Annotated in this window: 20 protein-coding genes and 1 tRNA gene; 13 read left to right on the top strand and 8 right to left on the bottom strand. The window is 72.5% G+C overall.

Annotated elements, in window-relative coordinates; all coding sequences use genetic code 11:
* Nucleotides 1–73 precede the first annotated feature (73 nt).
* The 5 genes from WMF14_RS22265 to WMF14_RS22245 all read left to right on the top strand — a co-directional run bounded on the left by WMF14_RS22265 (nt 74) and on the right by WMF14_RS22245 (nt 5912).
* Nucleotides 74–1846 (top strand): serine/threonine protein kinase, encoded by a 1773-nt coding sequence (locus WMF14_RS22265; protein ID WP_272099854.1) that lies wholly within the window; start codon nt 74–76, stop codon nt 1844–1846.
* Complete coding sequence (locus WMF14_RS22260) at nt 1839–2453, top strand: hypothetical protein (protein ID WP_272099852.1); 615 nt, start codon at nt 1839–1841, stop codon at nt 2451–2453. Before WMF14_RS22265 ends, WMF14_RS22260 begins: the two co-directional genes overlap by 8 nt.
* Before the next feature lie 108 nt (nt 2454–2561).
* On the top strand, nt 2562–3923 hold the full coding sequence (locus WMF14_RS22255) for a glutamine synthetase family protein (RefSeq protein WP_437803483.1): 1362 nt from the start codon (nt 2562–2564) through the stop codon (nt 3921–3923).
* The gene (locus tag WMF14_RS22250) at nt 3920–5074 is read left to right on the top strand and encodes an iron-containing alcohol dehydrogenase (protein ID WP_437803482.1); all 1155 of its coding nucleotides are present in this window, start codon (nt 3920–3922) and stop codon (nt 5072–5074) included. The genes WMF14_RS22255 and WMF14_RS22250 overlap by 4 nt, the downstream gene beginning before the upstream one ends.
* A gap of 199 nt (nt 5075–5273) precedes the next feature.
* Nucleotides 5274–5912 carry a sterol desaturase family protein gene (locus tag WMF14_RS22245; RefSeq protein ID WP_437803481.1) on the top strand — a complete coding sequence of 213 codons (639 nt, stop codon included), beginning with the start codon at nt 5274–5276 and terminating at the stop codon, nt 5910–5912.
* Between the two features lie 252 nt (nt 5913–6164).
* Here the strand turns inward: WMF14_RS22245 and WMF14_RS22240 are convergent, their stop codons facing one another.
* Nucleotides 6165–6485 (bottom strand): hypothetical protein, encoded by a 321-nt coding sequence (locus tag WMF14_RS22240; protein ID WP_012236580.1) that lies wholly within the window; start codon nt 6483–6485, stop codon nt 6165–6167.
* Between the two features lie 216 nt (nt 6486–6701).
* Here WMF14_RS22240 and WMF14_RS22235 point away from each other — a divergent pair, with 216 nt between their 5' ends.
* The 5 genes from WMF14_RS22235 (at nt 6702) to WMF14_RS22215 (ending at nt 12106) form a co-directional block, all read left to right on the top strand.
* Nucleotides 6702–7244, top strand: a complete 543-nt coding sequence (locus WMF14_RS22235; RefSeq protein ID WP_437803480.1) for a hypothetical protein — start codon at nt 6702–6704, stop codon at nt 7242–7244.
* Between the two features lie 313 nt (nt 7245–7557).
* Nucleotides 7558–7630: transfer RNA gene (locus WMF14_RS22230), tRNA-Gly, on the top strand.
* A 306-nt stretch (nt 7631–7936) separates the two neighbouring features.
* Nucleotides 7937–9385 carry a flippase gene (locus tag WMF14_RS22225; RefSeq protein WP_437803479.1) on the top strand — a complete coding sequence of 483 codons (1449 nt, stop codon included), beginning with the start codon at nt 7937–7939 and terminating at the stop codon, nt 9383–9385.
* 388 nt (nt 9386–9773) lie between these two features.
* Nucleotides 9774–11150, top strand: coding sequence for a serine/threonine-protein kinase (locus WMF14_RS22220; RefSeq protein WP_272099840.1), 1377 nt, complete (start codon nt 9774–9776; stop codon nt 11148–11150).
* 146 nt (nt 11151–11296) lie between these two features.
* On the top strand, nt 11297–12106 hold the full coding sequence (locus WMF14_RS22215) for a hypothetical protein (RefSeq protein ID WP_437803478.1): 810 nt from the start codon (nt 11297–11299) through the stop codon (nt 12104–12106).
* Here WMF14_RS22215 and WMF14_RS22210 read toward each other — a convergent pair.
* Together WMF14_RS22210 and WMF14_RS22205 are read right to left on the bottom strand one after the other, a co-directional pair.
* Entirely contained in the window at nt 12067–12330 is a 264-nt protein-coding gene (locus WMF14_RS22210; protein WP_272099836.1) for a GlsB/YeaQ/YmgE family stress response membrane protein, read from the bottom strand. The genes WMF14_RS22215 and WMF14_RS22210 overlap by 40 nt on opposite strands.
* A gap of 463 nt (nt 12331–12793) precedes the next feature.
* On the bottom strand, nt 12794–14668 hold the full coding sequence (locus WMF14_RS22205; RefSeq protein WP_437803477.1) for a serine/threonine-protein kinase: 1875 nt from the start codon (nt 14666–14668) through the stop codon (nt 12794–12796).
* Nucleotides 14669–14920: 252 nt separating this feature from the next.
* On the opposite strand from WMF14_RS22205, the gene WMF14_RS22200 reads away from it, so the two are divergent.
* On the top strand, nt 14921–16000 hold the full coding sequence (locus WMF14_RS22200) for a hypothetical protein (RefSeq protein ID WP_437803475.1): 1080 nt from the start codon (nt 14921–14923) through the stop codon (nt 15998–16000).
* A gap of 26 nt (nt 16001–16026) precedes the next feature.
* Here WMF14_RS22200 and WMF14_RS22195 read toward each other — a convergent pair whose 3' ends face one another.
* Nucleotides 16027–17532, bottom strand: a complete 1506-nt coding sequence (locus WMF14_RS22195) for a serine/threonine-protein kinase (RefSeq protein ID WP_272099830.1) — start codon at nt 17530–17532, stop codon at nt 16027–16029.
* A 241-nt stretch (nt 17533–17773) separates the two neighbouring features.
* Here WMF14_RS22195 and WMF14_RS22190 point away from each other — a divergent pair, with 241 nt between their 5' ends.
* Both WMF14_RS22190 and WMF14_RS22185 read left to right on the top strand, forming a co-directional pair.
* Nucleotides 17774–20305, top strand: coding sequence for a hypothetical protein (locus tag WMF14_RS22190; RefSeq protein WP_437803474.1), 2532 nt, complete (start codon nt 17774–17776; stop codon nt 20303–20305).
* 25 nt (nt 20306–20330) lie between these two features.
* Nucleotides 20331–22529 (top strand): ATP-binding protein, encoded by a 2199-nt coding sequence (locus WMF14_RS22185; protein WP_437803473.1) that lies wholly within the window; start codon nt 20331–20333, stop codon nt 22527–22529.
* 19 nt (nt 22530–22548) lie between these two features.
* Here WMF14_RS22185 and WMF14_RS22180 read toward each other — a convergent pair whose 3' ends face one another.
* The 4 genes from WMF14_RS22180 to WMF14_RS22165 form a co-directional block, all read right to left on the bottom strand.
* A complete protein-coding gene (locus WMF14_RS22180; protein WP_437803472.1) occupies nt 22549–23766 on the bottom strand; it encodes a phosphodiester glycosidase family protein in 1218 nt (405 codons plus the stop codon).
* Nucleotides 23767–23901: 135 nt separating this feature from the next.
* Nucleotides 23902–24390 (bottom strand): hypothetical protein, encoded by a 489-nt coding sequence (locus tag WMF14_RS22175; protein ID WP_272099823.1) that lies wholly within the window; start codon nt 24388–24390, stop codon nt 23902–23904.
* Nucleotides 24387–24893 (bottom strand): hypothetical protein, encoded by a 507-nt coding sequence (locus tag WMF14_RS22170; RefSeq protein WP_012236567.1) that lies wholly within the window; start codon nt 24891–24893, stop codon nt 24387–24389. Before WMF14_RS22170 ends, WMF14_RS22175 begins: the two co-directional genes overlap by 4 nt.
* Before the next feature lie 244 nt (nt 24894–25137).
* Nucleotides 25138–25920 carry a hypothetical protein gene (locus tag WMF14_RS22165; RefSeq protein WP_437803471.1) on the bottom strand — a complete coding sequence of 261 codons (783 nt, stop codon included), beginning with the start codon at nt 25918–25920 and terminating at the stop codon, nt 25138–25140.
* Nucleotides 25921–25956: the final 36 nt, after the last annotated feature.

The raw sequence follows: 25956 nt of genomic DNA, 5'->3' as shown, positions 1-25956 counted from the left end.
CTGGGACGATCGAACAGGAAAATTAGGTTTCACCCTTCGGTCCAGCGGCCCCGTGCGCTATGGCTCAGGGAGCATGGCGGACGACGTCTTCGGCATCGTCGGGACCACGCAGGCGGGTAATTTCCACGTCGAGCAGGTGGTCGCGGAGGGAGGGTTCGGCGTGGTGTACCGCGCGCTCCACGCCGGCTTCCGCGCGCCTGTCGCCTTGAAATGCCTGAAGGTGTCCGAGGCGAAGACCCCGCGCGAGCGGCAGCTCTTCCTCGAGAAGTTCCGCGAGGAGGCCCAGCTGCTCTTCCGGCTCTCGGCCTCGATCCCGGAGGTCGTCCGCCCGCTCCACGTCGACGTGCTGCACCTGAAGCGAGGGGAGTTCGTCCCCTTCCTGGCCCTCGAGTGGCTGGAGGGCGAGTCGCTCGACAAGGTCATCGATCGACGGAGGCTCAAGGGAGAGCCGCCGATCCCCCTCCACAGGCTGATGAAGATGATGCGCCCCATCGCGCAGGCGATCGCGCGCGCGCACCGCTTCCCGAGCCCGAACGGCACGGTGTCGATCATCCACCGCGACCTCAAGCCCGAGAACATCTTCATCACGACGCAAGAGGGGACGGAGCGCCTCAAGATCCTCGACTACGGCATCGCGCAGGCGAAGACGCTCGCCGAGCAGGCGGTCGGACGGGTGACGAACGGCGACCCGCTGAACGCGTTCTCCCCGGCGTACGGCGCCCCGGAGCAGTGGGCGCCGAAGCGGTTCGGGCAGGCGGGAACTTGGACCGACGTCTGGGGTCTCGCGCTCACGATGGTCGAGGCGCTCGTAGGGCGGCAAGTGATCGACGGCGAGGCGCAGGCGATGATGGGGACGGCGCTCGACGTGAAGCGTCGGCCCACGCCCCGGGCCGAGGGCGCCAACGTCCCGCCGGAGGTCGACGCGGTGTTCGAGCGCGCGCTCGCGGTGAGCCCGCGCGACCGCACGCGCGACATCGAGGCCTTCTGGACGGAGCTGGAGGCGGCGATGGGGCTCCCGTCGACGTTCGGGCGGACCTCCGCGCAGGACGACGCGTACTCCGTCCCGCCGCCGCCGTCGTCGTCGATGCGCGCGGCCCCGCAGGTCAAGCGCGCCGCGCACGTGTGGCTCGACACGCCCAGCGACGCCGGGTCGCTCGAGCTCGATCTCGACGTGGCCCCGGCCTCGATGCGCGCGCCGAGGGGAGGGCGCCGCGAAGGCCCTGCGAGCAGCGTGCGCCCGCCGCCGCCCTCGGATTCGGCCGGGCTCGAGATGGACCTCCCCGAGGCGCCGCAGAGCCCGCACAGCAGAGGCATGGGCGCGCTCGTCCCGGAGAGCGTGCCGACGAGCGCGCGAGGTCGCGCCGGCTTCGCGGAGGCGACGCCCGTGGGCGCGCTCCCGCGCGGCGGCGGGATGGAGAGCGCCGCGCCGAGCATGCTCGCGCGCGGGGGCGGGATGGGCGGGATGATCGAGAGCACGCCGCCGCTGGAGATGGCGCTCAGCGTCGCGCCGCGCACGACGACGTCGGTAGCGCCGGCCGCGGTGCGCTCGCTGTCGGACATGCCGTCGAGCAGGTACCGGCCGACGGCGCGTCCGCCGGCGGACGCGCGGCCGCGCCCGCCGGATCCGAAGCCGCTCACCGGGCCGACGCTCCTCCAGCAGCTCGCGCTGCCCGTGGTCTGCATCGTGTTCGCGTGCGTGGTCACGGTGGCCGACCTCATCATGAAGCAATCGGGCGAGGCGCTGAGCTTCGGCCCGGTGCGCTCGTTCTGGGTGGCCGGCGTGCTGCTCCTCTTCGGCGTCGGGCTGTTCTTCTGGCGCATGCTCGGAGATGCTGGAGATGCCTGAGCTGACGCACGGGAGCGCCGCCGCGGGCGAGCGCGCCGATCAGAGCGTGTCGGCCCGCTTCACGCGGCTGATGAACGCGTCGACCTCGCGGTGGGGCGTGCTCACCGATCCGCCGCTCGTGGCGCTCGCCTCCGGCGTCTTCCTGCTCCTCTTCCTCGGGGCGCTCGGCCGCGACGCGGGCCCCGAGGTCGCGCGCGCGCTCGGCGTCCTCGTGTTCGCGCCGATCTCGGTCGCGCTCGTCGTCAGCGTTGCGCTGCGCGGCGCGCGTCGCGCGGTCGTCGCGTGGCTCGCGCGCCAGCCGTTCCCGGTGGAGAACCTGAACGCCGTGCTGAACGGCCTGGGCGAGGCGCTGGAGGTCACCTTCGTCGGCGCGGCGCCGGAGGCGGCGGAGCTCAACGTCGAGCTCGACAAGGTGCACCCGGACGCGTTCGTGACGGGGGGGGTCGAGGACGCGCGCACGCTGGACATCCGCATCGGCGTCGTCGACTCGAAGCGCAATCCAGCCGCGACGAACCACCAGCGCTACGCGCGCGTCCGCGAGCTCGTCGAGCGCGTGCTCGTGCCGCTCGCGGAGCGCTACCCGATCCAGGTCGTCCGGGTGAAGTGAGCGCGCGTCGGACGCGCGCTTCCAGACGGCGGGGAGCCGTGCGGTCGTCGCGCGCGCTCGCGCGGGCGCTTGCCATGCCGCCCCGTTCCCCTGCTATCGTCGCGGCCCATGACCGCCTCGACCTCCGAGAAGCTCCTCTCCGATCTGGAAGCGCGGGGCATCACCCGCGCGAAGATCGGCGGGTTTGACATCGACGGCATCCTCCGCGGGAAGTACGTCTCGCTCGAGAAGCTGAAGAGCGCGCTCAAGAGCGGCTTCGGCTTCTGCGACGTCATCTTCGGCTGGGACATCGCCGACGTCCTCTACGACAACGCCAAGGTCACCGGCTGGCACACCGGCTACCCGGACGCGCACGCCGTCCTGGATCCGAGCACGCTGCGCGACATCCCGTGGGAGCCGGGGACCGTCGCGATGCTCGCCGACTTCCGCGACGAGCGCGGCGGCCCGCACCCCGCGTGCCCGCGCTCGCTCCTCCGGAGCGTCATCGCGAAGGGCGAGCGGATGGGGTTCTCGGCGAAGTTCTCGTGCGAGTTCGAGTTCTTCCTGTTCGAGGAGACGCCGCGCTCGCTGCACGAGAAGCGGTTCGCCGGCCTGACGCCGCTCAGCCCGGGCATGTTCGGCTACTCGTGGGTCCGCGAGGGGCAGAACAAGAAGCTCATGGCCGCCATCCTCGATCAGATGCAGGCCTTCGACGTCGAGATCGAGGGCCTGCACACCGAGACCGGCCCGGGCGTGTACGAGGCGGCGATCCGCTACGACGACGTGCTCCGCGCCGCGGACAAGGCCGCGCTCTTCAAGGTCGCCATGAAGCAGATCGCCCACGAGCACGGCCTCGCGGTCACGTTCATGGCGAAGTGGAACGCCGAGCTCCCCGGCTCGAGCGGGCACCTGCACCAGAGCCTCTGGAAGGACGGCTGCAACGTCTTCGAGGACGCGTCGTCGCCCGATCGGATCCCGGCGGCGCTGCGCCACTACGTCGGCGGCCAGATCGCCCTGATGCCCGAGCTCACGGCGATCTACTCGCCGACGATCAACGCCTACAAGCGGTACGTGCCCGGCGTCTGGGCCCCGCTCACCGCGAGCTGGGGCGTCGAGAACCGCACGGCCGCGATCCGCCTCATCGGCCTCGGCACGCCTGGCGCGCGCGTCGAGTACCGGCAGACGGCCGCGGACATCAACCCGTACACCGCGATGGCCGCGTGCCTCGGCGCGGGGCTCTACGGCATCGAGCACGGCGTCGAGCCGCCGGCGCAGGCCTCCGGAGACGCGTCGTCCGCCGAGTCCTCGCGCTTGTCGCTGCCCCGTACGCTCGCCGACGCGACCCGGATGCTCGCGGGCAGCAAGATGGCCCGCGAGATCCTCGGCGAGAAATTCGTCGAGCACTATGTCCTGACGCGCGACTGGGAGGTGCGGCAGTACGAGCGCGCGGTCACGGATTGGGAGCTGAAGCGTTACTTCGAGGCGGTGTGATCATGAGCCAGTTCACGGTTTGGAGCTTTCCCACACGCATCCTCTTCGGCGCCGGCGTCGTCGAGCAGACAGGCGCCGAGGCGCGCCGGCTCGGCGCTGCGCGGGCGCTCGTCGTCACGGACAAGGGCGTCGTCCGCTCGGGGCTGCTGGAGCCCGTCGCCGCGTCGCTGCGGAAGGAGGGCCTCGAGGTCGCCGTCTTCGACGACGTCCTCGGCAACCCCATCGAGAAGAACGTGCACGACGGCGTCGCCGCGTTCCGCGCGGCCCGCGCCGATCTCGTCGTCGCCCTCGGGGGCGGCTCGCCGCTCGACGTCGGCAAGCTCGTGCGCCTCGGCGTGAACCACGATCGGCCGCTCGTCGACTACGACGACGCCACGGGCGGCGATCGCTTCATCACGCCCGACGTGCCGCCGATGCTCGCGATCCCCACGACGGCCGGGACCGGCAGCGAGGTCGGCCGCTCGGGCGTGGTGACGCTCGACGTGAACCACCGGAAGACGGTGATCTTCTCGCCGCACCTGCTCGCGAACGCCGCGCTGCTCGATCCGGTGATGACGCGGTCGATGCCGGCCTTCCTCACGGCGGCGACGGGCTTCGACGCGCTCACCCACTGCATCGAGGCGTACGTCGCGAAGGGCGATCACCCGATGGCCGACGGGATCGCGCTCGAGGGGATCCGCCTCGCCGCCGCGCACCTCGCGCGGGCGGTCACGCACGGCGACGACCTCGAGGCGCGCGGCGGCATGATGAAGGCGGCGATGATGGGCGCCGTCGCGTTCCAGAAGGGGCTCGGCGCGTGCCACTCGCTCGCGCACCCGCTCTCGAGCGAGTGCGGCCTGCACCACGGCCTCGCCAACGCCCTCTGCCTCCCGCCGGTCGTCGAGTTCAACGTCGCCGCGGCCGCGCCGCGCCTCGCGCGCGTCGCGGCGCTGCTCGGCGCTCCCGAGGACGCCGCCGCGTGCGCCGACGCCATCCGCGCCCTGCGCGCCCGGATCGGGCTCGCGGCCGGCCTCGAGAAGGCGGGCGTCCCCCGCGACAAGCTCGACGCGCTGGCCGATCTCGCCGCTCAGGACGCGTGCCACACGAGCAACCCGCGCCCGTGCTCGCGCGACGATCTCCGCCATCTCTACGAGGCCTCCTTCGCGAGCTGATCGCGCGCGCATGCCCCGGGCGCGCCGCGCGGCTCGGGGCGGACGCAGGCTCGACCCGAACGCGTCGCCGCCGCGGAACGATCGCGCCGGCGAGCGCTCACCGTGACGGGATCATGGTCATTTCCCGGCGTCCAGCGGGCCGTTGGGCGTCGGGCTACCGCTGGCCGACAATGGATAAATGCGGTACCAGGGGTGCACGATGACCGTCACCTCCACCGAGCGCACCGCGCGTCCAGCGACATGCCAAATGTTCGAGACGCCGCTCATCGAGCGGTTTTCGCGGATCCATCCGATCACGCCGTTCGTCTTCTGGCTGCCGGTCTACAGCTATCTGGGCGTCCGCGCCGCCCGGCATGGTGTCGGCCTCCTGACCGGGCTCGGGCTCGTGCTGGTCGGCCTGTTTCTATGGACGTTGGCCGAGTACGTCCTGCACCGATACGTGTTTCACTACGTCGGGCCGCGCCTGTGGCAGCGCCGGATGCACTTCGTTCTCCACGGGGTGCACCATGATTTTCCGCAGGATGCCGACCGGCTGGTGATGCCGCTCGGCGCGAGCATCCCCCTCGGCATCGCGTTCTACACGCTGTTCCGCGTCGTCTTTGGGCCTGTTCCGGCGGATCCGCTGTTCGTCGGCTTCGGCCTCGGATACCTGGCGTACGACGGGACGCACTATGCCATTCATCACTTCCGGATGAGCTCGCGCTGGGGGAAGTGGATCAAGCGCCATCACATGGTCCATCACCACACGGGAGAAAATGCCCGGTGGGGCGTGTCGTCGCCGCTCTGGGACTGGATCTTCGGCACGATGGGCACGTCGCAGGCGGGAAAAGGCAGCTGAGCCGGAGAGCGGCGCGCTCCGGAGCGCGCCGGTGCCGATCATCGACAGGGTGGGAATGGGCCCCGAGCGCGGCAGGTTGAGGGGCCATGAATCGGTCGCGCCCGGATGCTCGCGCCTGCGCGGGAGATGCTGCGCAGCGGCGCCGCGCGGGGCCGCGCGGCCGCGACAGCGTGGCGCCCGCCCAGGCTCAGGCGCGCGGCGGATGGATTGGCGCGACGCGCGGACCGAGGAGGTCGCGGCGCATCGGGGGCCTCACGGCGAGGAGGTCGTGCCGGGAGGAACGAGCCCTGCCGCGGGCGATGCGCTCGCCGCAGGCAGCCGCCTCATGGCGCCCGCATCGAAGGTGCGGAGCGTGTTGCGCCCGCAGTAGGGGCACAACCACGCCACGTCGAACCGGTCGAGGTGAGCGTTGATGCTGTGCGCCGGCGCGAGCTCCTTGTCGGCTTCACCGGCGGCCGACCGGCCGCGGGGACTCCGGGTGGCCCACCCGGCGGTGACGTGCCGGTGCTCGTCCAGGGTGGCTGACAGGCTTGCCTGGCACTCGCAAGGAGTGGAGATGAGAAACCGACTCATGCGTGACCGTCCTTCGTAGATGTTTCCGTAGACCTTGCTGGCATGCCGCGTCGCGGCGTGGCTGTGAACCGAGACGAACGAGAACCAAGACGAACGAGAACCAAGAACCGGCGACGAGGAAAGAAGCGCGCCCTCATATAAAGGTTGGTCAGTTTGAGCTCAAGGGGTGTTAGCCTGGGGCACGGTTGCCCTGGTGTAGCTGAGGAAGGGGAGTCCATGACCGTTCGACGTGCACCTCGTGAGCGCGAGACGCCGCCCTCGGGCAGGTTGCAGGTCGTCGAGACCCGCCGGCCTGGGCCGCGCTCGGTGCGCGGCTTCAGGATCCTGCTCGCGCACGACGCCCGCGCCGCGACATGCGACGCGCTCGCCCGTGCGATCGAGGGTGCGCTGACGAACGTGGAGATCGTGGACGCCTCGTCGATCGACGACGCCCTGCTCGCGTCGGCGACCGAACGGTTCGACGCGTGCCTCGTCTGCCTCGATCTTCCGCCGGCCCCGCTCGGCGGCGCGCGCCTCGCGAGCGAGCTCGTGGACAGCAACCACCCGGTCGTGCTCGTCACGCGGAGCCTGCGCTGGCTGCCGCCGGACAGGCCCATCCTGCACGAGCTGCCCTGGATCCCGCCGGACGCGGGCACGATCGAGATCTCCAGCGCGATCGCGGCGGCGACCAGCGACTGCGACAGCGCCATCCGCGCGCGCTCGCCGCTGCCGGGTGAGGCGCTCGACGCGTCTGCGCTCCGCGCGCGCGCGCGCCGGTAGCGCCGCGGCTGGGCGTGGGCCGCTGGCGGCGCGGCTGGGCCGCTGGCGGCGCGGCTGGGCGCCAACGGCGCGGCTGGGCCGCTGGCGGCGCGGCTGGGCCGCTGGCGGCGCGGCTGGGCCGCTGGCGGCGCGGCTGGGCGCCAACGGCGCGGCTTGGAACGAACGTGGAGCGCGCGCCGAGCCCCGGCGCCTGTCGAACCAGGCGAAGACGTGAAGACGTGAAGACGTGAAGGCGCGAAGACGTCGGGATCGAAAACGAAATGAAGGGGTTGCTAAGCGGCCCCGGATTCGGTAGAAGCTTCCTCCACCTCGCGCGGGACTAGCTCAGTTGGTAGAGCATCAGCTTCCCAAGCTGAGGGTCGCGGGTTCGAATCCCGTGTCCCGCTCCGAGGATCGCCGACCCCCTTTTGCGCTGGCGATCCTCCTGCACTTCGGGTGCTTCGAGGTCGAGGGACGGCTCGCGTTGGAGCGCCGTTTCAAACGGCGTTTCCTGATCGAGCGGCGTCTCGGACGGCGCTTCCTGCCCGAGCCCGAGCGACGGCGCTCGCTGAGCGGAGGCTGCGCTCGCGCGGCCGGGCTGCGCTCGCTGCGCGAGACGGACGCTCTCTGGGGGCGCACGACGCTCGAATGGGGGCCGATCCCGCTGCGCGGACAGCGGTGCCCGACAGCATGGGGAACACCAGGAGGTGTTCATGAAGGATGGCCGGCGCATCGCGCTGAACGCGGCGCTGATGCTCCTGAAGCAGGCGATCATGGCCGTCCTTGGCGTCGTGTTCGTCGGCTATCTCGCGCGGAAGGTGGGGGTCGCTGCCTGGGGGGAGTTCCAGGCGTCGCTCGCGATCGCGGGGATCGTCACGATCGCCGCCGGCGTCGGGGTGAGGGGATATCTGGCCCGGGAGGTCGCCGTGAAGCCCGAGCTCGGACCGCGTCACCTCGGCGCAGCGCTCGCCATCCGGGGCGTGACCGGGACGGTGGTGCTCGGCGCGACCGTGGCCGTCGTGCTGGCGACGCGCTCGGGGCTCGGCGCGCAGCTCATCGTGCTCGCCGCGGCTTCCCAGCTCGCGACGCTGCTCTACTCGACCATGTGGCTCTCGTTCGAGGCCCACGAGCGGTTCCAGTACATCCTGTACGCGGAGCTCGGCGCGCGGCTCTTCGTCATCGCGCTCTCGGCCGCCTTGCTCGCGCTCGGCTTCGGCGTCGTCGCCGCGGCCGCGGCGTTCCTGCTCGGCAACGTGCTGGAGCTCGCCATCACCTCGCACTATCTCCGCTCCCGGCTCTACCGGCCCGAGCTCACGACGCCCCCCGCCGAGCTCTGGCAGATCGCGAAGCTCAGCCTGCCGATCGGCGCGCTCGGGGCGCTCTCGAGCGCGCTGCTCCAGATCGACCGCGTCATGCTCCGCGCCCTCTGCGACGAGAAGGCCGTCGGGGTCTTCAGCGCCGCCTGGGTGCTGAGCGAGAACTTCAGGATGCTCCCCGACGTCCTTCTCGGCGCCGCCTTCGCGGCGGGCATGCGCCTCTACGTCCAGGATCGCGACGCGTTCGGGCGCCTCTACGGCGGTTGCATGCTCGTCGCCGCGCTCTTCGGGCTGCCCGTCGCCGCCGGCATCTTCCTGCTCGCGCCAGACGTCATCCAGCTCGTCTACGGAGGGGCGGGCGACTACGCCCCGGCGGCCGACGTCCTCCGGATCCTGGCGTGCGGCGTCCCCGTGACGTTCGCGTTCCAGGTCGTGACGCTGCCGCTGCTCGCGGCGAAGCGCGAGGTCGCGATGGTGAAGCTGCTCGCGGTGGCGCTCGTCGTCGACGTCGCGCTGAACCTGCTCCTGCTGCCTCGCTACCGCGCCATGGGCGCCGCGTGCGCGACGCTGGCCGTGAGCGCCGGCGCGCTGATCGCGTCGTGGGGCATCTCCGCGCGCTGGGCCCACGTCGTGCAGCTCGGCCGCATCCTCGCGGTCCTCGCCGCGACCGCGGCCATGGTCACCGCGGCCTACGTCGCGCGCGTCCTCGCGGGCATGTGGGCGTCGATCGCGGTGGGCGTCGCTGTCTACGCCGTCCTCCTCCTCGCGTTGCGCGTCGTCTCCTTCCGTGAGCTGCGCGCGCTGCTCGCGCGCCGCGTCCGCGCCTCACCGGCCACCGTGGCCTGACCTGCGTTCCATCGCGGGCGGGCCCGGCGCTGTGCGCGCTCCTCTGCGCCGCTGTGTGGAACACGGGGCCATCGAGTTTTCCGCATTTTCCGCCGGGAGCAGCGCTCGCCGCGGGTCTCTGCGGCTGCCGACATGCGCTCTCATCCGGCGGGATCCACGCAGGACCGCGCGACGCCCATGGCTCGGAGGTGACGGTGCCGCGGCACTTTCCGTGGCATGCAGCGTGAATAGCGAAGGCGCGATGTGGCGGCGCGGGCAAGTCCGGGGGCTGGCCGGGGTGGGGCGACTCCGGCAGTGGATGGCGCGGCGGCCGTCCTCGCTTCGCGCGTTCGGGATGCCGGCGCGGAGCGAGGGGGGCGCGGCAGAGCTGCCGTGGAGGGGTCGAGAGATGGACCTGCCCATGGGCGACGGCGGCTATGCGTTGCTCGCGCGCCTGTCGGCGGGCGGCATGGCGGAGCTGTTCCTCGCGTGCCGGCGCGGGCCGGCAGGTATCGCCCACCCCGTCGTCGTGAAGCGCCTTCGGCCCGAGGCGAGGCGCGATCCGTCGATCGTGCGGATGTTCCTCTGGGAGGCCTGGATCAGCGCCCGGCTTCAGCACCCCAACGTGATCCGGTTCCACGACTTCGTCGTTCACGAAGGACGCCATCACCTCGTGATCGAGTACGTCCCGGGCTGCGATCTGGCCGCCGCGGCGCGCTCTCTCTTCGCGGAGGGGCGGCCGTTCCCGCTCGAGGCGGCCATCGAGATCGGCCTGGGCGTGCTGCGGGCGCTCGGGCACGCGCACGGGCTCCGCGACGACGGTGGGAAGCTCGTCGGTCTCGTGCACCGCGACGTGAGCCCGCAGAACGTGCTCCTCTCGCTCGAGGGGGAGATCAAGCTCATCGACTTCGGCGTCGCGCAGATGACGGCGATGAGCAGCGCGGAGGACGCCGACCCCTTCGGCTCCCCGTGCTCGTCCGACGACGCGGCCCCGTCGAGCGGCGGCGGCACGGTGAAGGGCAAGCTCGGCTATGTGGCGCCCGAGCAGCTGCGCGGGCAGAGGGTCGACGCGCGGGCCGATCTCTTCGCGGTCGGCGTGATCCTCTTCGAGCTGCTGACGGCGCGTCGCCTGTTCCACCGCAAGGACGACGGCGCGACGATGGGCGCGGTGCTCTCCGGCGAGGTGCCGGCGATCGCGCCGCTCCGCCCCGCGTGCCCGGCGCTGCTCGAGGAGGCGATCCGGCGCGCGCTCGCGCGCGATCCCGAGGGGCGCTTCGAGACCGCGGCGCAGATGGAAGAGGCGCTCGCCGAGGTGCTCGCCTCGCTGCGCCGAGCGCCGAGCGGCGGCGACGAGCCGAGCTCGAGCGAGCGCGGGCTGCTCGCGGGCCAGGAGATCGCCGCGCTCGTGCGCGAGGTCGCGAGCGGGCGCGATCGGCACCGGTCGCTGCTCGTGCGGGGCTGCCGGAGATCCGCCGGGTCTCGCGGGCGCACGGGCGCGCGGCGGACCGCCGCGGGCCGCTCAGGGGACGATCGCGGCGAGGTGACGCCGACGCTGCGCGGGACGGACGCGCGCCCATGCGCGCCGGAAGAAGGGAGCGAGCGCAGCGAGGCCAGGAGCGCCGTCACGCCGCACTGGCGGGACGCGCGCCCGCTGCGGCGCGTTCGACTCCTTCCCTGGCTCGTGATCGCGGCGGTGACCTTCGCCGCCGGGGCGCTCGCGGGCAGGGCGATCGGCGCGTTCGACGGCGGCGTTGCGCCGGCGAGCGGCGGCGCGCCCCGCGAGTGACGAGCGCTCCAAGGCCGGCGCCGCAGCGCGGAGAGCCGTGAGCCCGCGGAGATCTCCATTCGGCGCCGCAGTTGTGAGTCGTCGAACGAGAACGGCCGTTGGCGTTGGCGCGGGTAGCGACGGGCTCGCTAGCCTTGTCCGCCCTGATGCCCGTCCGGAATCTCCTGAGCCGTTCTCTCCCGATCGCTGCGCTGGCCGTCCTCCTCCTCGCGAGCTCCACGGGTGGGAGCGCGCTGCCGCGCACGGTCGCCGGTGATCCGGCGGAGCCGACGGAGCTCGGCGCGGCCATCGAGCGGCAGCCCGTCTGTGTCGGCTCGACGGTCGCGAGCGCGGGCGAGCTCGGCGACGTCCTGTACTACCGCAGCTCGGTCGGAGAGCGCGGCGAGGTCTCCGTCGGCTATTACGCGTTCTTCTCGGAGGAACGGCCGTGGGGCAACAACTGGCTGACCTGGACCGTGCTGCCCGCGCTCGCCGTGGACCTCGTCTACACGCACGCTCTGCTCTTCGCTCCGGGAGTCCAGCGCGCCGTCTACGGCAAGGGCGATGTCGAGGGGTTCAGGATCGTCTACAGCGTCGGCGACGGGGGGCGGCTCACCGCGGACCGCGGCGCAGCGGACGGCGGCGATCACGGCGATGTGCGGCTCGAGCGCTCGGATCTGCTCTCGGTCGATCCCGAACGCCCTACCGTCTACTCGCGGTGGTGGAGCCACCAGCTCGGCGGGCGGGGCGCTGGGCCGGGCGATCTCGTCTATCACCGCTGCTACGGCGCGGGCGCCATCCGGCGGCTGCCGCCGGACGTCGCGCTCGATTTCCGCCTGGATCGGCGCGCCGCGCCGGCCCGCGTGGTGCCCGCCGCCGCGCTGCTCGGGCAGCTCTCTGCCTCGCGGCGGGGCGAGCCCTTCGATGGTGGGAGCGATCAGGGCCTCATCGTTCGCCGGCCGATCGTCGCGTTGTAGATGGCGAGGATGACGATGGCGCCCAAGATCGACGTGAAGAAGCCGCCGCTCGACTGATACGACGGATAGAGCCCTATCGCCCGGCCGATGAAGCCGCCGAGCAAGGAGCCGGCCACGCCCAGCAGCGCTGTGACCACGAAGCCACCCGGGTCGCGGCCAGGGGTCAGCAGCTTGGCGATGACGCCGACGATGAGGCCAAACAGGATCCACAACAGCACGGACATGGTTCGCTCCTCTCGACACCGCGTGACGCCGAGGGCCGTCCTCCCGCGTCGACGCGGAGGCCAGCGTCCAGCGTTTCGCCCGGCGCCAGCATCTGCGCCAGCGTCTGCAGACGACGTGCCGCGCGCGGTGAGCTCCGTTCGCACCGCCATGAAGCGGAGACCCGGTGGCCAGCGTGAACTGCGTCGCCATCAGGCGCGCTGCGCTGGGCATCGGCTGTACATCGGCGCGCAGCGGCGCGGGCGGGATCGAGCATCGCGGCGCGCTCGGCGCGCTCCTGGCGCGGGGTGAGCGCTTCGTTCGCACCGCGCGCGCCTCGGCCCTCGCCGTCGGTCTGCTTCGTATCGTTCCTCGAGCGCTCCGAGCCCGATCCGGGCGTCGCGTGAGCGGGCGCGGGCGCGTCTCCCGCGCCCGTCGGCCCGCCGTGCCCCGGGGCGTACCCGGCGTGCGGCCCGGCTGGGGCGTTCACCGCGGCGGTCCCGCAGGGCAGGTGTGGTCCGGCTCTGGCGCGCGCGCCGGCCATGCGCGTCCCTCGGCGGTCGGGGGCGCCTCGCCCTCGCCCTCGCCCTCGCGCTCCGGCGATGACGATGGCGAGGTGAGCGTGGCGAGCGCCGCGCCTGCAGCGTTGAAGAGCAGGCACAGCGATCCGCCGAGCACCGTGGCAGCGACGGTGCCGATCACGACCGGCGCGAGACGCCCGCGCCGGCGTCGGCGGAGCGCGACCAGGCTCCGCGATCCGCAGGAGCGGTGCGCTCGAAGCAAGGAGAGCGGCTCGATCGTCGCGTCGAGCGCCGGTGCGCGCTGGGCGCTGGCCGGAGCGTGCGCGGGAGGCGGCGCCTCGGCGGGCGGGGGTGCCGCGTCCACCGGCGGCGCGCCGGCCGGCGCGGGGGGCGAGGCCGTCTCGACGAGCGCAGCCGGGAGACAAGGCGTGGAGCGGTGGCCGACCCACGTTGGAGCGGACGACTCGTCTCGCTGCGTGGTCGGCGGAGAGCCGGGGCGATCGAGGTGCGCGCTCTCCGGCAGAGACGGCGAGCGATAGCCCACCCACGTCGAGGCTCCCGCCGAGCGCGCCGTGGCGGCGTCCTCCGCGGAGGACCTCCAGCGCGACGAGGACGCCGTCGCTGGGCGCCCTCCCTCCGAGGGGCGCGGAGAGCCGCTGACCGCGGCGTGCTCGTCGGCGGCGGAGCGCGCCCGGCGAAGCGCGATGTGCCCGAGCGCCTCGCGCAGCGCGCGCGCGCTCTGCGGGCGGTCCTCTGGATTTTTGCGCAGGCACTGGAGGATCAGCGCCTCCAGATCCGGATCGAACGCCGGATGGAGCGCGCTCGGTCGGGGCGGCGGGGACTCGACGTGCGCGGCGGCGAGCGCGACGGGCGTCGGGCGCTCGAAGGGGAGCCGCCCCGTGGCCATCTCGAAGAGCAGCACGCCGCACGCGTAGACGTCGCTCCGCGCATCGACAGCCTGCCCTGCGGCCTGCTCCGGGCTCATGTAGGCCGGGGTTCCGATGACGAGCCTGCCGTTGTCCTCGTCGGGCACGGGGAGCAGGGGCGAGCCGCCGAACGCGCCGGATCGGTCGTCGTGGAGCAGCTTCGCCGTCCCGAAGTCGAGGAGCTTCACCTGCTCGAACGGCGCCCCGTCGTCGTCGACGCGGGGCACCAGGCGGATGTTCTCGGGCTTGACGTCGCGGTGGATGACCCCCGCGTCGTGCGCGTGCTGCAGCGCGGAGCACAGCTGACGCATGATCGAGACGATGCGCTCCGGTGGCAGGATCGGCGTGGCGTTCAGGAGGTCGATGAGGTCCTCGCCGTCGAGGTGCTCGGTGACCAGGTACCAGAGGCTGGGCGGCTCCGCCTCGTGTCCGCCGGCGTTCGCCCCGAGCGCGCCGTGCAGGCTCACCGGCTCGCAGCCGAAGTCGAGGACGCGCACGATGTTCGGGTGATCGAGCCGGCTCGCCGCGAGCGCTTCGACATGGAACCTCAGCACGGCGTCTCCGGCGCGGACGCCGCCGGAGCGCGACCTCTCTTCGGAGCGCGACCTCTCGCTCACGCCGCTCGAGCCTCGATGGCCGGCTCCCTCGCCGCGCGGCGACGCGGCGACGCGCGTCGTGCAGACGCGGTGGCTCGCTCTGCCGCCCACGCGCGGCGCGGCGACGCGCTCGTGGATGACCTTCACCGCGCACGCGCGCCCGAGCCCGAGGTGCCTCGCGCGGTAGACGCGCCCCATCGCGCCGGCGCCGATCATGTGCTCGACGAGGTACCGCCCCCCGAGAAGGCGTCCCCTGAGGAATCGCTCCGAGGACGGGAGTCCCGCGTCGAGGGGCGCGGAGGAGCGGAGGCAATCCATGGCGCGTTCCACGCAGCAGAATGGGTGCCATCGCGCTGTGCGGACGGTTCACAGGGGCCGCGAGGCGGAGCGTCGGGCGCGGCCGCGCCGCGGGCGCCCTGCGCCGGCGCTCGCGGCGCTGGGCCGAGCGGCCAGCTCGCCGCGCGCGTTTCGCGAGGGAAAGCGCCGCCTACGCCCGTGCAAGGGCGCCGCGAGGGCTGATTTGTTCCGTTGTCGACGGCGTGTGATAGCGTGGCGCGCGAGGAGGCCTGAGTGCTCTTGAGACGATGCGTTCCGTTCGCTGCGGCGCTGTTCCTGCTGCTCCCGACGGGCGAGGCACTTGCGCAGTCGGACCAGGACAGAGCAGCGGCGCGGTCGCTGGCCACGCAGGGCGCCGAAGCGTTCACGTCCGGCCGCTTCGAGGAGGCGATCGATCTGTTGGGTCGGGCCGAGGCGCTCGTGCACGCTCCGACGCACCTCCTGCTGATCGCGCGCGCACAGGTGCGCCTCGGCCGGCTCGTCGCTGCGAAGGAGACCTACCTGAGGATCGTCCGCGAGGAGCTCCCGCCCACCGCGCCGTCTCCGTTCAAGAGGGCGCAGCAGGACGCGAGGGAGGAGCTCGCCGCGATCGAGCCCAAGATCGCGTCGCTGCGCATCGCGCTGGAGGGCGCCGCCGGCCGGAAGATCGGCGTGAAGCTGGACGGCCAGCCGGTCGCGGACGCACTGCTCGGCGTGCATCGCCCGATCGATCCGGGGAATCACGTGGTCACCGTGGTTCCGCCGGGCCTCGCGCCGATCGAGCAGGGGGTCACCATCGGCGACGGCGAGCGGAAGGAGCTGAAGATCCCGGTCCCGGAAGGCCCGGCCGTGGTCCCCCCGCCGGGAGGCTCGGTCGAGGCGCAGGGCACCTGGGGCGGTGGGCAGACCGAGGTGCCCCCTGTCGCCCCGCACGGCACCCCGGAGCGAAAGACGAACGCGGCGATGCTGGGCGGGGGCATCGCGGCCACGGCGCTCGGGCTCGGCGGCGTCGTGATGGGCTCGGTGTTCCTGGCCAAGAGCAGCGGTACCCAGAAGGAAGCGAACGATCTCAGCGCCTCGCGCGGGTGCGAATCGCAGAGCGGTGTCGGCGCGGAGTGCGGCCCGTTGATCCAGGCCAAGATCAAGTCGCTCGACTCCGATGCTGCGTCACAGCAGACGATCGGCGCGGCCGGCCTCATCGGGGGTGGCGTGCTGCTCGCCGGCGGCGTGACGCTGCTCGTGCTGGAGCTGACGTCCAAGCCAGAGCCCTCGAGCGCCGCCTGGATCGCCCCCTACGTAACGCCGACCGGGCTCGGGCTGCGCGGCGCGTTCTGATCCCAGCGCTCTGCGCGGCGCGGGCGTCAGTAGCCGAAGTCGCCCGGTACCCCCGGCTTTTGCGGCTTCTGGGGTGACGTGCTCGGCTTCGTCGACGGGGCCGTGTGCGGCGGCCTCGTGACCGGCAACGGCTTCGTCTGGGGAGGCTGTGGGCGCGGCGGGAGCGGCTTCACCTGGGCCGAGGAGGCCGTCGGCGCTGCGACGGGCTCGGCGGTGACGGACGGAGCAGGCTCTGCGACCGTGGCGCTCGCGGTGACGATCGGCTCGGTCGGTGGGGCGGTCGGTGGTGCGGGAGGAGGGGGCGAGGGCGCCGGGATGGCGGTCGCGCCGACAGCGCTCGGACCCGCGCTGGCCGCGCCCGTCGTCCCGCTGTGTCCGAAGGCGAGCCAGACGGCGACGCCCGCGCCGAACAAGCTGGCCGCCCCGGCGATCGCGGCGAGGAGCGGCATCCTGGAAGCCGGGCGCGTCGAGCGGCCCGTGACCCCTGACGAGGCGCCCCACGAGTTCGCGGTCAGCTGCGGCGTCTGGCCCATGCCGGGCACCGCCGCCCCATGTTGGCCACCCCATGGCGGCTCGGTGCGGGTGGGCGGAGGTGTGGTCGTATCGGGCTGGGACGGCAGCGACAGCCGGGGGAAGGACGTCCGTCCCGTGGTCAGCAAGGCCAGGCTGGGCCGCGCTGCGGCCCAGGCGAGGAGCGTGTTCTTGAACTCCGCGCAGCTCTGGAAGCGGCCCCCCGGCTCGCGCGCCATCGCCTTCTGGATGATCCCGGAGAACTCGGCGTCGAGGTCGGGCACGAGCTGCTGGGGCAGGGGAGCCGGCTCGAGCACGATCTTGAAGAGCAGCTCGTTGAAGGTCGCCGCATCGAACGGCACCTGACCGGTCGTCGCCTGAAAGAGCAGAACGCCCATGGCGTAGATGTCGGTCCGCTGATCCACGGGGCTGGAGCCGCGGGCCTGCTCGGGCGACATGTAGTACGGCGTCCCGACCACCGCGCCCGTGCGCGTCATGCTCATCTCCGAGCCGGCGAGCTGCGAGAACTTCGAGACGCCGAAATCGAGCACCTTCACGAAGTTGCTGAGGCCGGCCTTCGACGGGATGACGAAGATGTTGTCGGGCTTGAGATCGCGGTGGATGATCCCCGCGGCGTGCGCGGCGCCGAGCGCCTCGAGCACCTGCACCATGATCGGCACGGTGATCTCGGGCCCGAGCCGCCCCATCCGCTCGATCTTGGCCCCGAGGGTCTCTCCCTCGAGGTACTCCATGACCATGTACCGCGTGCCGTCCGGCAGCACGCCGAGGTCGAGCACCTCGCAGATGTGATCGGAGCCGATGCGGGCGGCGGCCTGGGCCTCGCGCTCGAAACGCGCGACGGACTCGGCCTGGCTCGAGATGTTCGCGTGCAGCAGCTTGATGGCGACGCGGCGCCGGATGCGCACGTTCTCGCCTTCGAAGACCGCGCCCATGCCCCCCTGGCCGAGCAGCCGGACGATCCGGTACTTGCCGTCGATGATCTCGCCGACCAACGGATTCATGACAGCGTTCCCGGTCCGGAGAAGCAAATCACGCCGCCAGGCTAGCACGGTCGCCCGAGCCCGGCCTACGCCCTCGCAGAGCGACGACGGGCGTCGCCTTCGCCCACCGCCGTGCGGCGTGGACACCCACAGGAGGATCGATGGCGTGGGCGCCTGAGCGCCTGAGCGCCTGACAACCGACGCCCCGCTCCCGCGATCCCCGGGCCGGCGCAGGGGATCTTCGTGATAACGTCGCCCACGTATGCCGGTTTACGAGCTGTCCGTCGATGGTGCGCTGGTTCGCGAGGCGGAGAAGATCGTCTCCCTCGAGGGCCGCGCGTTCCCGACGCTCGTCATGCGCTGGGAATCGCGCCTCTTCGACCAACCTTGGCTCACGACGCTGGTGCTCGACTACGTGATCGCGTTACCGCCGCTCATCGTCGGGCAGGCGACGTTCAACGAGGTCAGGATTGCCGCCTTCACCGGGGGCGCCGGCACGAAGTTCATGTACTTCGGCACCGAGATGAGCGCGAGCGTGCCTCGCATCGCGCCCGAGATGGAGAACACGATCGCCCCGGCCGCGCTCTACCAGGAGTTCCGCCTGGACGAGCAGACTTGCCCGATCCCCTACCTGAAGCTGATCCAGGTCAGTCCGCGCATCTACGGTGAAGGGCTCCAGAACTACTACTCGCCGCCGATCAAGGTCGAGCGCTACGACGGGGTGGCCTCGCCGGAGCACATCGCGGACTTCTTCCCCAAGGTCGTCGCGAACCTCGATCCGGTGAAGGGGGCGACGCTGGTCGATCCCGCGCAGGGCTTCTGGACCGGCGCGCGCTTCCTCGGCGCGACGTCCATCGCCATCGTCCGACAGGGCCGCGTGGTCGGGCTGCACCGCCGCACCGGCAAGACCGACAAGGACCCGATCCCGCCCGAGGTGAAGCGGCGCGATCCCCGGCTCGACGTGCGCGCCGACTGGGTCGCCGTGGACGTCGGCGCGGCGTCGACGGCCGTCGCCGTCCGGGGCGAGCGCGGCGGCGCCGAGTTCGTCCGGATCGGCGCCGACGCGCCGGTCCGGGTCTCTGCCGACAACGAGAACCCGAGCGAGGTCGCGTTCGAGGCGCTGGCCCGGACGACGAAGGCCTGGCGCGATCGGGTGATCCTGCCCATGACGCGCTGGGGCGACGTGCTCGTCGGGCACGCAGCGCGCGACATGCGCCTCCGGCCGGGCGCCGACGTCCACGAGCGCGCCGCGGCCTCCCTGCCGGCCCTCCCGCTCCTGCGCGAGCGGACCGAGCGCGGCGAGCCGTTCCGCTTCCGGGGCAGGAGCGACCCCGACACGGCGGAGGCGCTGAAGAAGCCGGCGCCGCCCCTCATCGACGAGGAAGGGATCGGCGCGCACGACCCGTTCGATCCGCTCGAGCTCTACGCGTACTACGTCGGCCTGCACCTGAACCAGCGCTCGCGGGGGCTCTCCACGCGCTACGCGATCACGATGCCGACGGGCTGGTCGCCCGAGCGCCGCGAGAGCGTGCTCATCGCCTTCCGCCGCGGCCTGTTCCGGAGCCTGCCCGCGGGCCTCTGCGAGTACCACGACCTCGACGGCCTGCAGGTCGTCGACGGGGGGCCGTCCGCGATCGCCTATGCGGTCCAGGCGTTCCGGATGTTCGGGATCCAGCCGCGGGACGGCGGCGTCCCGTTCTGCGTCGTCGACGCAGGGGCCAGCGAGGCGGGGCTCGCCTTCGGCATCCTGCGGAGCGCGAAGGCGCACGAGGCCGCGCAGGGGCTGGAGCGGATGGTCGAGTACCTCGAGCCCACGGCGATCCCCTGGCTCGGGGGCGAGCGGCTCCTCCACCGGATCGCCTACAGGGTGTACTCGTCCAGCCAGGCCGCGATGCTCGATCACCGGATCCCCTTCGAGCGACCGCCCGAGGAGGATCCGATCGACGGCGCGGAAGATCTGCTCGTTTCGTCCCCCGATGGGCGCGCCAACGCGTGGGCCCTCAAGGAGCTGCTGCGGCCTCTCCTCGAGGGGGGGCCGAGCGCGCCGGTCGCGGAGCGGCTCTCGCTGGTCGGGCTGGACGGGGTTCCGGTCGTCGTGCCGCTCTCGATCGATCGCGGAGCGCTGAGCAGCGCGATCGACGCGTGGTTCCGGGACGGGGTCGAGGTGGTCCGCCGGCACCTCGAGGGCGCGGTGGCCAAGATCGGGAGGGAGCCGGATCCTTACCAGGGGCTCCGGATCCTGCTCGGCGGGCGCCTCGGGATGAACCAGCGCTTCGCGGAGCTGCTCGCCGGCGTGCTGCCGGCGGGCGTGCAGGTGCACCGGTTCAAGGAGCCGGACAAGGCCAACCTGGGCGCGCCCACCGTGAAGATGGCCGCCGCGCTCGGCGCGCTGTCGCTCCGGTTCGATCGGATCGGGGCCACGCTCCGCGCGGAGAAGCGCGACGCGTTCCGTTACCGCGTCGGGCGCGCCCGCCACGGGCAGCTCGCCGACGTCCTGGATCCGTCCGTCGACTACGACGTCTGGCGAGAGGTCGGCGCTTGCTTGAAGCCCGAGGTCGAGCTCCTGTTCATGGCCGCCGACGACGAGGGAGAGGTCGCGGCGGACGATCCGCGCGTGCGCCGCGCGATCTGCGCGCTCGGGCGCGGCGCCGTCGGACAGCGGCTCTACGTCCGTGCCGTCGGGCCGGCCCGCGCGGAGGTCAGCGTGGGGCCGCCCGGCGGTGAGCCGGCCTCCGGCGCCGTATGCTGGACGGTGCACCTCGAGAGCGGCGCCGCTGAGAAGACCGGCGGCTGAGCGCATGGGGGCTCCGCGGCTTCACGTGCCACACGACGATCTCGATCCCGAGGGACAGGCCTACGTCGGCGCAGCGCCAGGCGGCCTCGGCGAGGTCCATCCGACCGAGGGCCGGCAGGCCGAGGCCCGGCTGGCCGCGCACCTCGCGACGACGAGCGCGCTGTGCGGGGCGGCCTCGCTCGCGGAGGCTGCTCCGCGCGTGCTCGCCGCGCTGATCGACCACCTCGGCTGGGACGTCGCCGCGCTCTGGCTCGCGGAGCCGGAGCCGAGCGCCGCGGGCGACGCGCCGCGATCCGCGGCGAGGGCGGGCGCGCTCCGCTGCGTCGAGGCCCGGTCGGCGGCGCACGTCGATCGCGAGGCGCTCGCGGAGGTGCTCCGCCAGGGGCCGACCCTCGCCGCCGAGTCCGAGCTGGTCGGCGAGGCATTCCGGCGCGGCTCGCCGGTGTTCCGCGCCAGCGCGGGCGTCGTCGACGTCGACGAGCATGCCGCGGGCGCGCCGCACTGGGAGCGCGCGGCGTGCGCCGTCCCGATCCCGTGCGGCCCCCGCGTCGCCGGGGTGATCGAGCTGAGGAGCCGCGCCCCGCACCGCGGCGACGAGCAGCTGCTCCGCGTCCTTGCGTCCGTGGGCAGCCAGATCGGGCAGAGCATCGAGCGGTGGCGCGCCGAGCGGGAGGGCGCGCGCGCCGCGGGCGAGCTCCGCGCGCTATTTCACGCGATCCCCGATCTCTGCTTCCGCCTCGACGCCGAGCTGCAGATCGTCGACTTCAACCAGCCGCGGCTCTCCGAGCTCCACGTCGCGGCGGAGGCGCTGTCGGGCAAGCGCATGACCGAGGTGCTCCCGCTGGATCTCGGGGAGCGGCTCGAGCGCGCGAGCCAGGAGGCCCACGAGGCGGGCGCCGTGGTCGCGCTCGAGCACGCCGTCGCGAGCGCCGGCGGAGAGCGGCACGTCGAGGCGCGGGTGATGCCGTTCCTCGAGGGGCACGTCCTCGTCCTCGTCCGCGACATCACCGAGCGGCGGCGCACCGAGGAGGCGCTCCGGCAGCGCGAGGAGCGCTCGCGCGAGTCGCAGAAGATGGAGGCGCTCGGGCGGCTCGCCGGCGGCATCGCGCACGACTTCAACAACATGCTCATGGTGATGCTCGGCTACGGCGAGCTCCTCATCCGCCGCCTCGGGCCCGACAGCGCGCTGCGGCGCGACGCCCTCCAGGTCACGAAGGCCGGGGAGCGCGCCGCGGCGCTCACGCGGCAGCTCCTCGCGATGAGCCGCCGCAAGGCGCTGCAGCGCGAGGCGCTCGACATCAACGCGGTGGTGCTCGACATGCAGACGATGCTGCAGCGCCTCATCGGCGAGGACATCGATCTGCAGACGAACGTCGACCGGGATCTCGGCTCGATCAAGGTCGACAAGAGCCAGCTGGAGCAGGTCATCCTGAACCTCGTCGTGAACGCGCGCGACGCGATGCCGAGGGGCGGCAAGCTCGTCGTCGAGACCTCCCTGGGCGAGCCAGGCGAGAGCCCAGCGGCGAGGTCCTTCGCGCCGGCGGAGCGGGACGACGACGACACGCCCGCCGCCGGGGGCCCTCCCTACGTCGTGCTCTCGGTGACCGACAGCGGCAACGGGATGGATCACGACACGCTCTCGCACCTGTTCGAGCCGTTCTTCACGACGAAGGCGCGAGGCAAGGGCACGGGGCTGGGCCTCGCCACGGTGTACGGGATCGTGAGCCAGAGCGGCGGGCTCATCGAGGTCGAGAGCGAGCCCGGGCGCGGCACGACGTTCCGCGTCTACTTCCCGCGCGTCGAGGAGCGCGCCGAGGTGGCGCCCGCCCGCGCGCGGCCGTCGCCGGCGGGCGGCGACGAGACGGTGCTCGTCGTCGAGGACGACGACGCCGTCCGCAAGCTCATCGTCGATGTGCTCGAGCGGCGAGGCTACGGCGTGCTCTCGGCCGCGAGCGGTGAGGAAGCGCTGGCGGTGCTCGCGCGGGAGGGAGAAGACGCCGTGGACCTCCTGCTCACCGATCTCGTGATGCCGGGCATGAACGGCCGCGAGCTCGCCGAGCGCGCCGTCGCGATCCACCCGCGCGCCCGCGTGCTGTACATCTCCGGCTACGCCGAGGACGTCCTCGCGGGCGCCGAGCCCGATCGCGAGCTCGCGCTGCTGCAGAAGCCGTTCACCCCCGAGACGCTCGCGCAGCGCCTGCGCGACCTGCTCGATCGCCGCTAGTCGCGGCGAGGGCCGGTGGTCACCGCCCGCCGCGATCGAGGACGTCGCTCTCGGGCGCCGGATCGGCGATCCCGAGCGGCGCCGGCGGTCGACGGCGTCGCAGGTAGAAGAAGTCGCGCTGCGCCGGCTCCGCGACGTACTCCTCGGGCTTGAACTGCACGTCCGGGATCAGCGCCGAGCTGGCGCGCGGCCCCGCGCCGTCCGCGCCGCGGGCGTACAGGAGGAAGCGCGGGTAGGCGTGGTTGACGTCGAGCTCCGCCACGTCGTGCGCGCCCGCGGCCTTCATCCCCCGGGCGAGGCTGCGGGCCGTGACGGCCTCGCCGAGCCCGTAGAAGAGCAGCTTGCCCGTCGCGTCGACGCCGAGCGCCGAGCGCCGGATCACCGTCTCGCCGCTCACCGTCGCACCCCAGTCCCGGTTCGAGTCGTACAGCGCGTGGTGGAGCTCGCCCTGCTCGACCAGGCAAGGCGGCGTCTGCCGGTACGCGGCCATGCGGGCCTCGCCGTCGCGCAGCTCGGGCCAGGTCCGGATCCGCACCGCGCCGCTGCGGTAGAGCGCGATCGTGCACGCCCTGTCGCGCGGCGGCAGGAACGTGTCGCCGTCGAGCATCATCCCGTAGTGGCCGTGCATCGCCTTGAAGCCCCCGTTGAAGGCGGCGACGAGCTCCGCGGCGTCGCCTGCTGGCACGAGCCCAGGGCGCCGCTCTGCCGGGATGTCCGGCGAGAACGGCTCCTTGGTGCCCGCGACGAGCCGGAGGTCGACGCGCCCGAGATCGATCGCCACCACCGCGATGGCCGCGAACACGCGCTTCGGGTCCGGGTGCACGACGCTCTTCCAGAGCACCTGAGCGTCGCCGGGCCGGGCGGCGCTGTCGGCGATCGGCGTCCAGACGCCATCACCGGTGGCCGCGACCTCGGGGAAGGGCGGCTGGAACGAGGCGGGCGACGTGACCGGCTCCGCCTCCGGGCCCTCGGCGCTCTTCACCGCCTCCGCGGCGACGGCGGCGGGCGGGGGCTCCCAGAAGGTCTTCGGCGCCGCGTGGCGGTAGATGGCACGGTTCAGCCGATCGGCGACGCCGTAAGCGACGTCCTCGGCCCACGCGACAGGCGCAGGACCGACCACGGCGCGCACGCCGTCGGCGAGGGCCGGGCCGAAGCCGCGGACCTCGTGGATGCCGTACCAGAGCGCCTCGACGGCGATCGCGCAGATCGCCGCGCAACGCAGCGCGCGCTCGGGCAAGCGAGCGCGGGATCGCCGCCTGCGCAGGGACCCGCTCGCAGGAGGGGGCGAAGGGTTGTCCAAGGCGATGCCGAGGCTACCCGATCGCGCGGGCAGCCCCAAGTTTCGGGCTTCGAGCGAGCGCCGCGGCGCTCGTTACGGCTGCCCGTGCGCCATCGTCCGGGGGCCATCCTTGAACAGGATCTCGATCTTGCCCCGATCGATGACCTTCGCGACCACGCCGTCGCCGAACTTGCTGTGGTGGATCAGCTCGCCCTCGCCGAAGGTCAGCGTCACGCGGTACGGCTTGAACGCGCCGGACGGCTGCCCCGCGATGGCGCGCTCCCACGCGAGCGTCTGATCGCGCTCGGCGCGCTGGGCGGCCGTGAGGCGCTCCACGCCGCCGCGCGGCGAGCTCGACGCCGCCCGCGGCTCGCTGCTGCTGCGAGCGGAGGCGCGGGCCGCCGCGCGGTTCTCCCGTTCGCTCTTCGGCTGGCGGTAGAGGTGGTGCGACATGCAGGTCTTGCACTCGACCTTCTTCACCACGTCGCCGACCATCGCGATGATCCGATGGGTAAGATCGAGGCGGCACTTGGTGCACCAGGCGTCGACTTCGCCGCCTGTCCTAAGCTTTTTCGTCGTCACTTCTCCTCACGGCGCCGGTCTCGCCCGGTCTCTTTGCTTCGGTCTTTGACGTTCACCTGAGCGGTGACCTCCGGCTTCGGCAACCCGGTCCTCGGCTCGTCCTGGCTGTCGTCTCGCTTCGCCGCTTCGTTGGGAATGAAGCGGATCTCGGTCTTGATCTCGAAGGAGAGCTTCGTCAGCACCTTCGTGATCTCGTCCGCGAACTGGGTGTGCTCGAGCACGTCCCGGATCTCCTTCGCGACGACCCGGTAGAGACCGTTCTTGGTCTCGTCGATCTGGGTATAGAGGTAGTGGAGGACCTCTTTGGGAAGCTTGAGGTCGCCCACGAAGTGCCGGAGGTTCTCGGGCCCCTCGCTGAGCTTGTCGATGCCGCTCTCGACGGCGCGCTCGACCACGCGCTTGAAGATCTCGGGGATAGCGCGCTCGAAGAGGCGTTTCTTCTCGCCTTCGCCTTCCACCTTGTCCCCTTCGTCCTCGCGGAGCGGCTCGGTGTCGTCGGCCATGGCTCGGGCTCCCCTAGCGGGACGGGGCGGCCACGTCAATGCAGGGGTGCGTGCAGGGTGCCGGCGTCGCGCCATGGTCCATGGATCTGCCGGATTTTGATGACGATGGGGAGCCTTTCGCGCGCGTCCGGCAGCCAGCAGAGCTCTGCCTTGCAGCTGTCGGCAGCGGACACTGCAGTGACCCGGACGGAAATCGTGACGCCGCGATGTCTGTGGCTCGGGCGATGGTCGAGAGGGCGCCAGCTCAGAGCTCCTCGTAGGTGTCCGTCTCGTTGTTCATTTCGTACGTCTCGTCCTCTCCCGTTTCGGTGCCGGCGTCGCCTTGGCGCGCTCGTTTGTAGGATTTCAGCATCCAGACCTCCGCTGCGAACCGGCCACTGCCGCGGCGGGCGCTGATCTCCACGGTGGCGTCGTCGTCCTCGAGCGGGCAGAAGGGCCGATCCGGCTGGACGATCGGCCATGCGTCCTCGGTGCCATCGCTCGCGATCATCGCCCCGCGGCTGCTCCGCACGGCGACGTCCAGGTTGAGGACCCCCGGTCCGCCGACGGCGAATACCCGGTAACACGCGCCCCGGACCGCCTGCAGCTTCTCCGTGACGATCGCGCCGCCTTCGGCCACCTGACCTTCGATCGGCTTCGGCGAGATCCGGCGCATGCCGTTCTCCGGGCCGCAGAGCAGCGACAGGCGCGTCACGTCCTTCAGCGGATCGCCGCTGATCCTGAAGTTCCCATAGCAGCGTACCCAGGGACCGCCGACGCGCACCGGGAGGACCGGCAGATCGAGATCCGTGCGCGCGCCGGCGTCGCCGTCGCCCTGTCCTGCGTCGGCGTCCGCGAGCTCGCCGGTCCCGATCGTGGCGGCAGGGTGAGGCGGCGCTGCCGAGAGCACGACCGCGGGGCCTGGCTTGCCCTCCCAGGGGCGCGGCTCGTCGCGGCACCCGGGCGCGACGAGCCCGAGGAACAGCGCGGCGCAGAGGCGCGCTGCCCGAGGGAGCAGCTGGGGTGGGCAGGGGCGCCGGGACGACACCGCGGTCGGCTCTTGCGCTAGAGTCCCGCGCGATGG

The sequence above is a fragment of the Sorangium sp. So ce693 genome (assembly GCF_051521375.1).
Taxonomy (GTDB): Bacteria; Myxococcota_A; Polyangia; order Polyangiales; family Polyangiaceae; genus Sorangium; species Sorangium atrum.
This window is presented reverse-complemented; position numbering and strand designations above follow the sequence as displayed.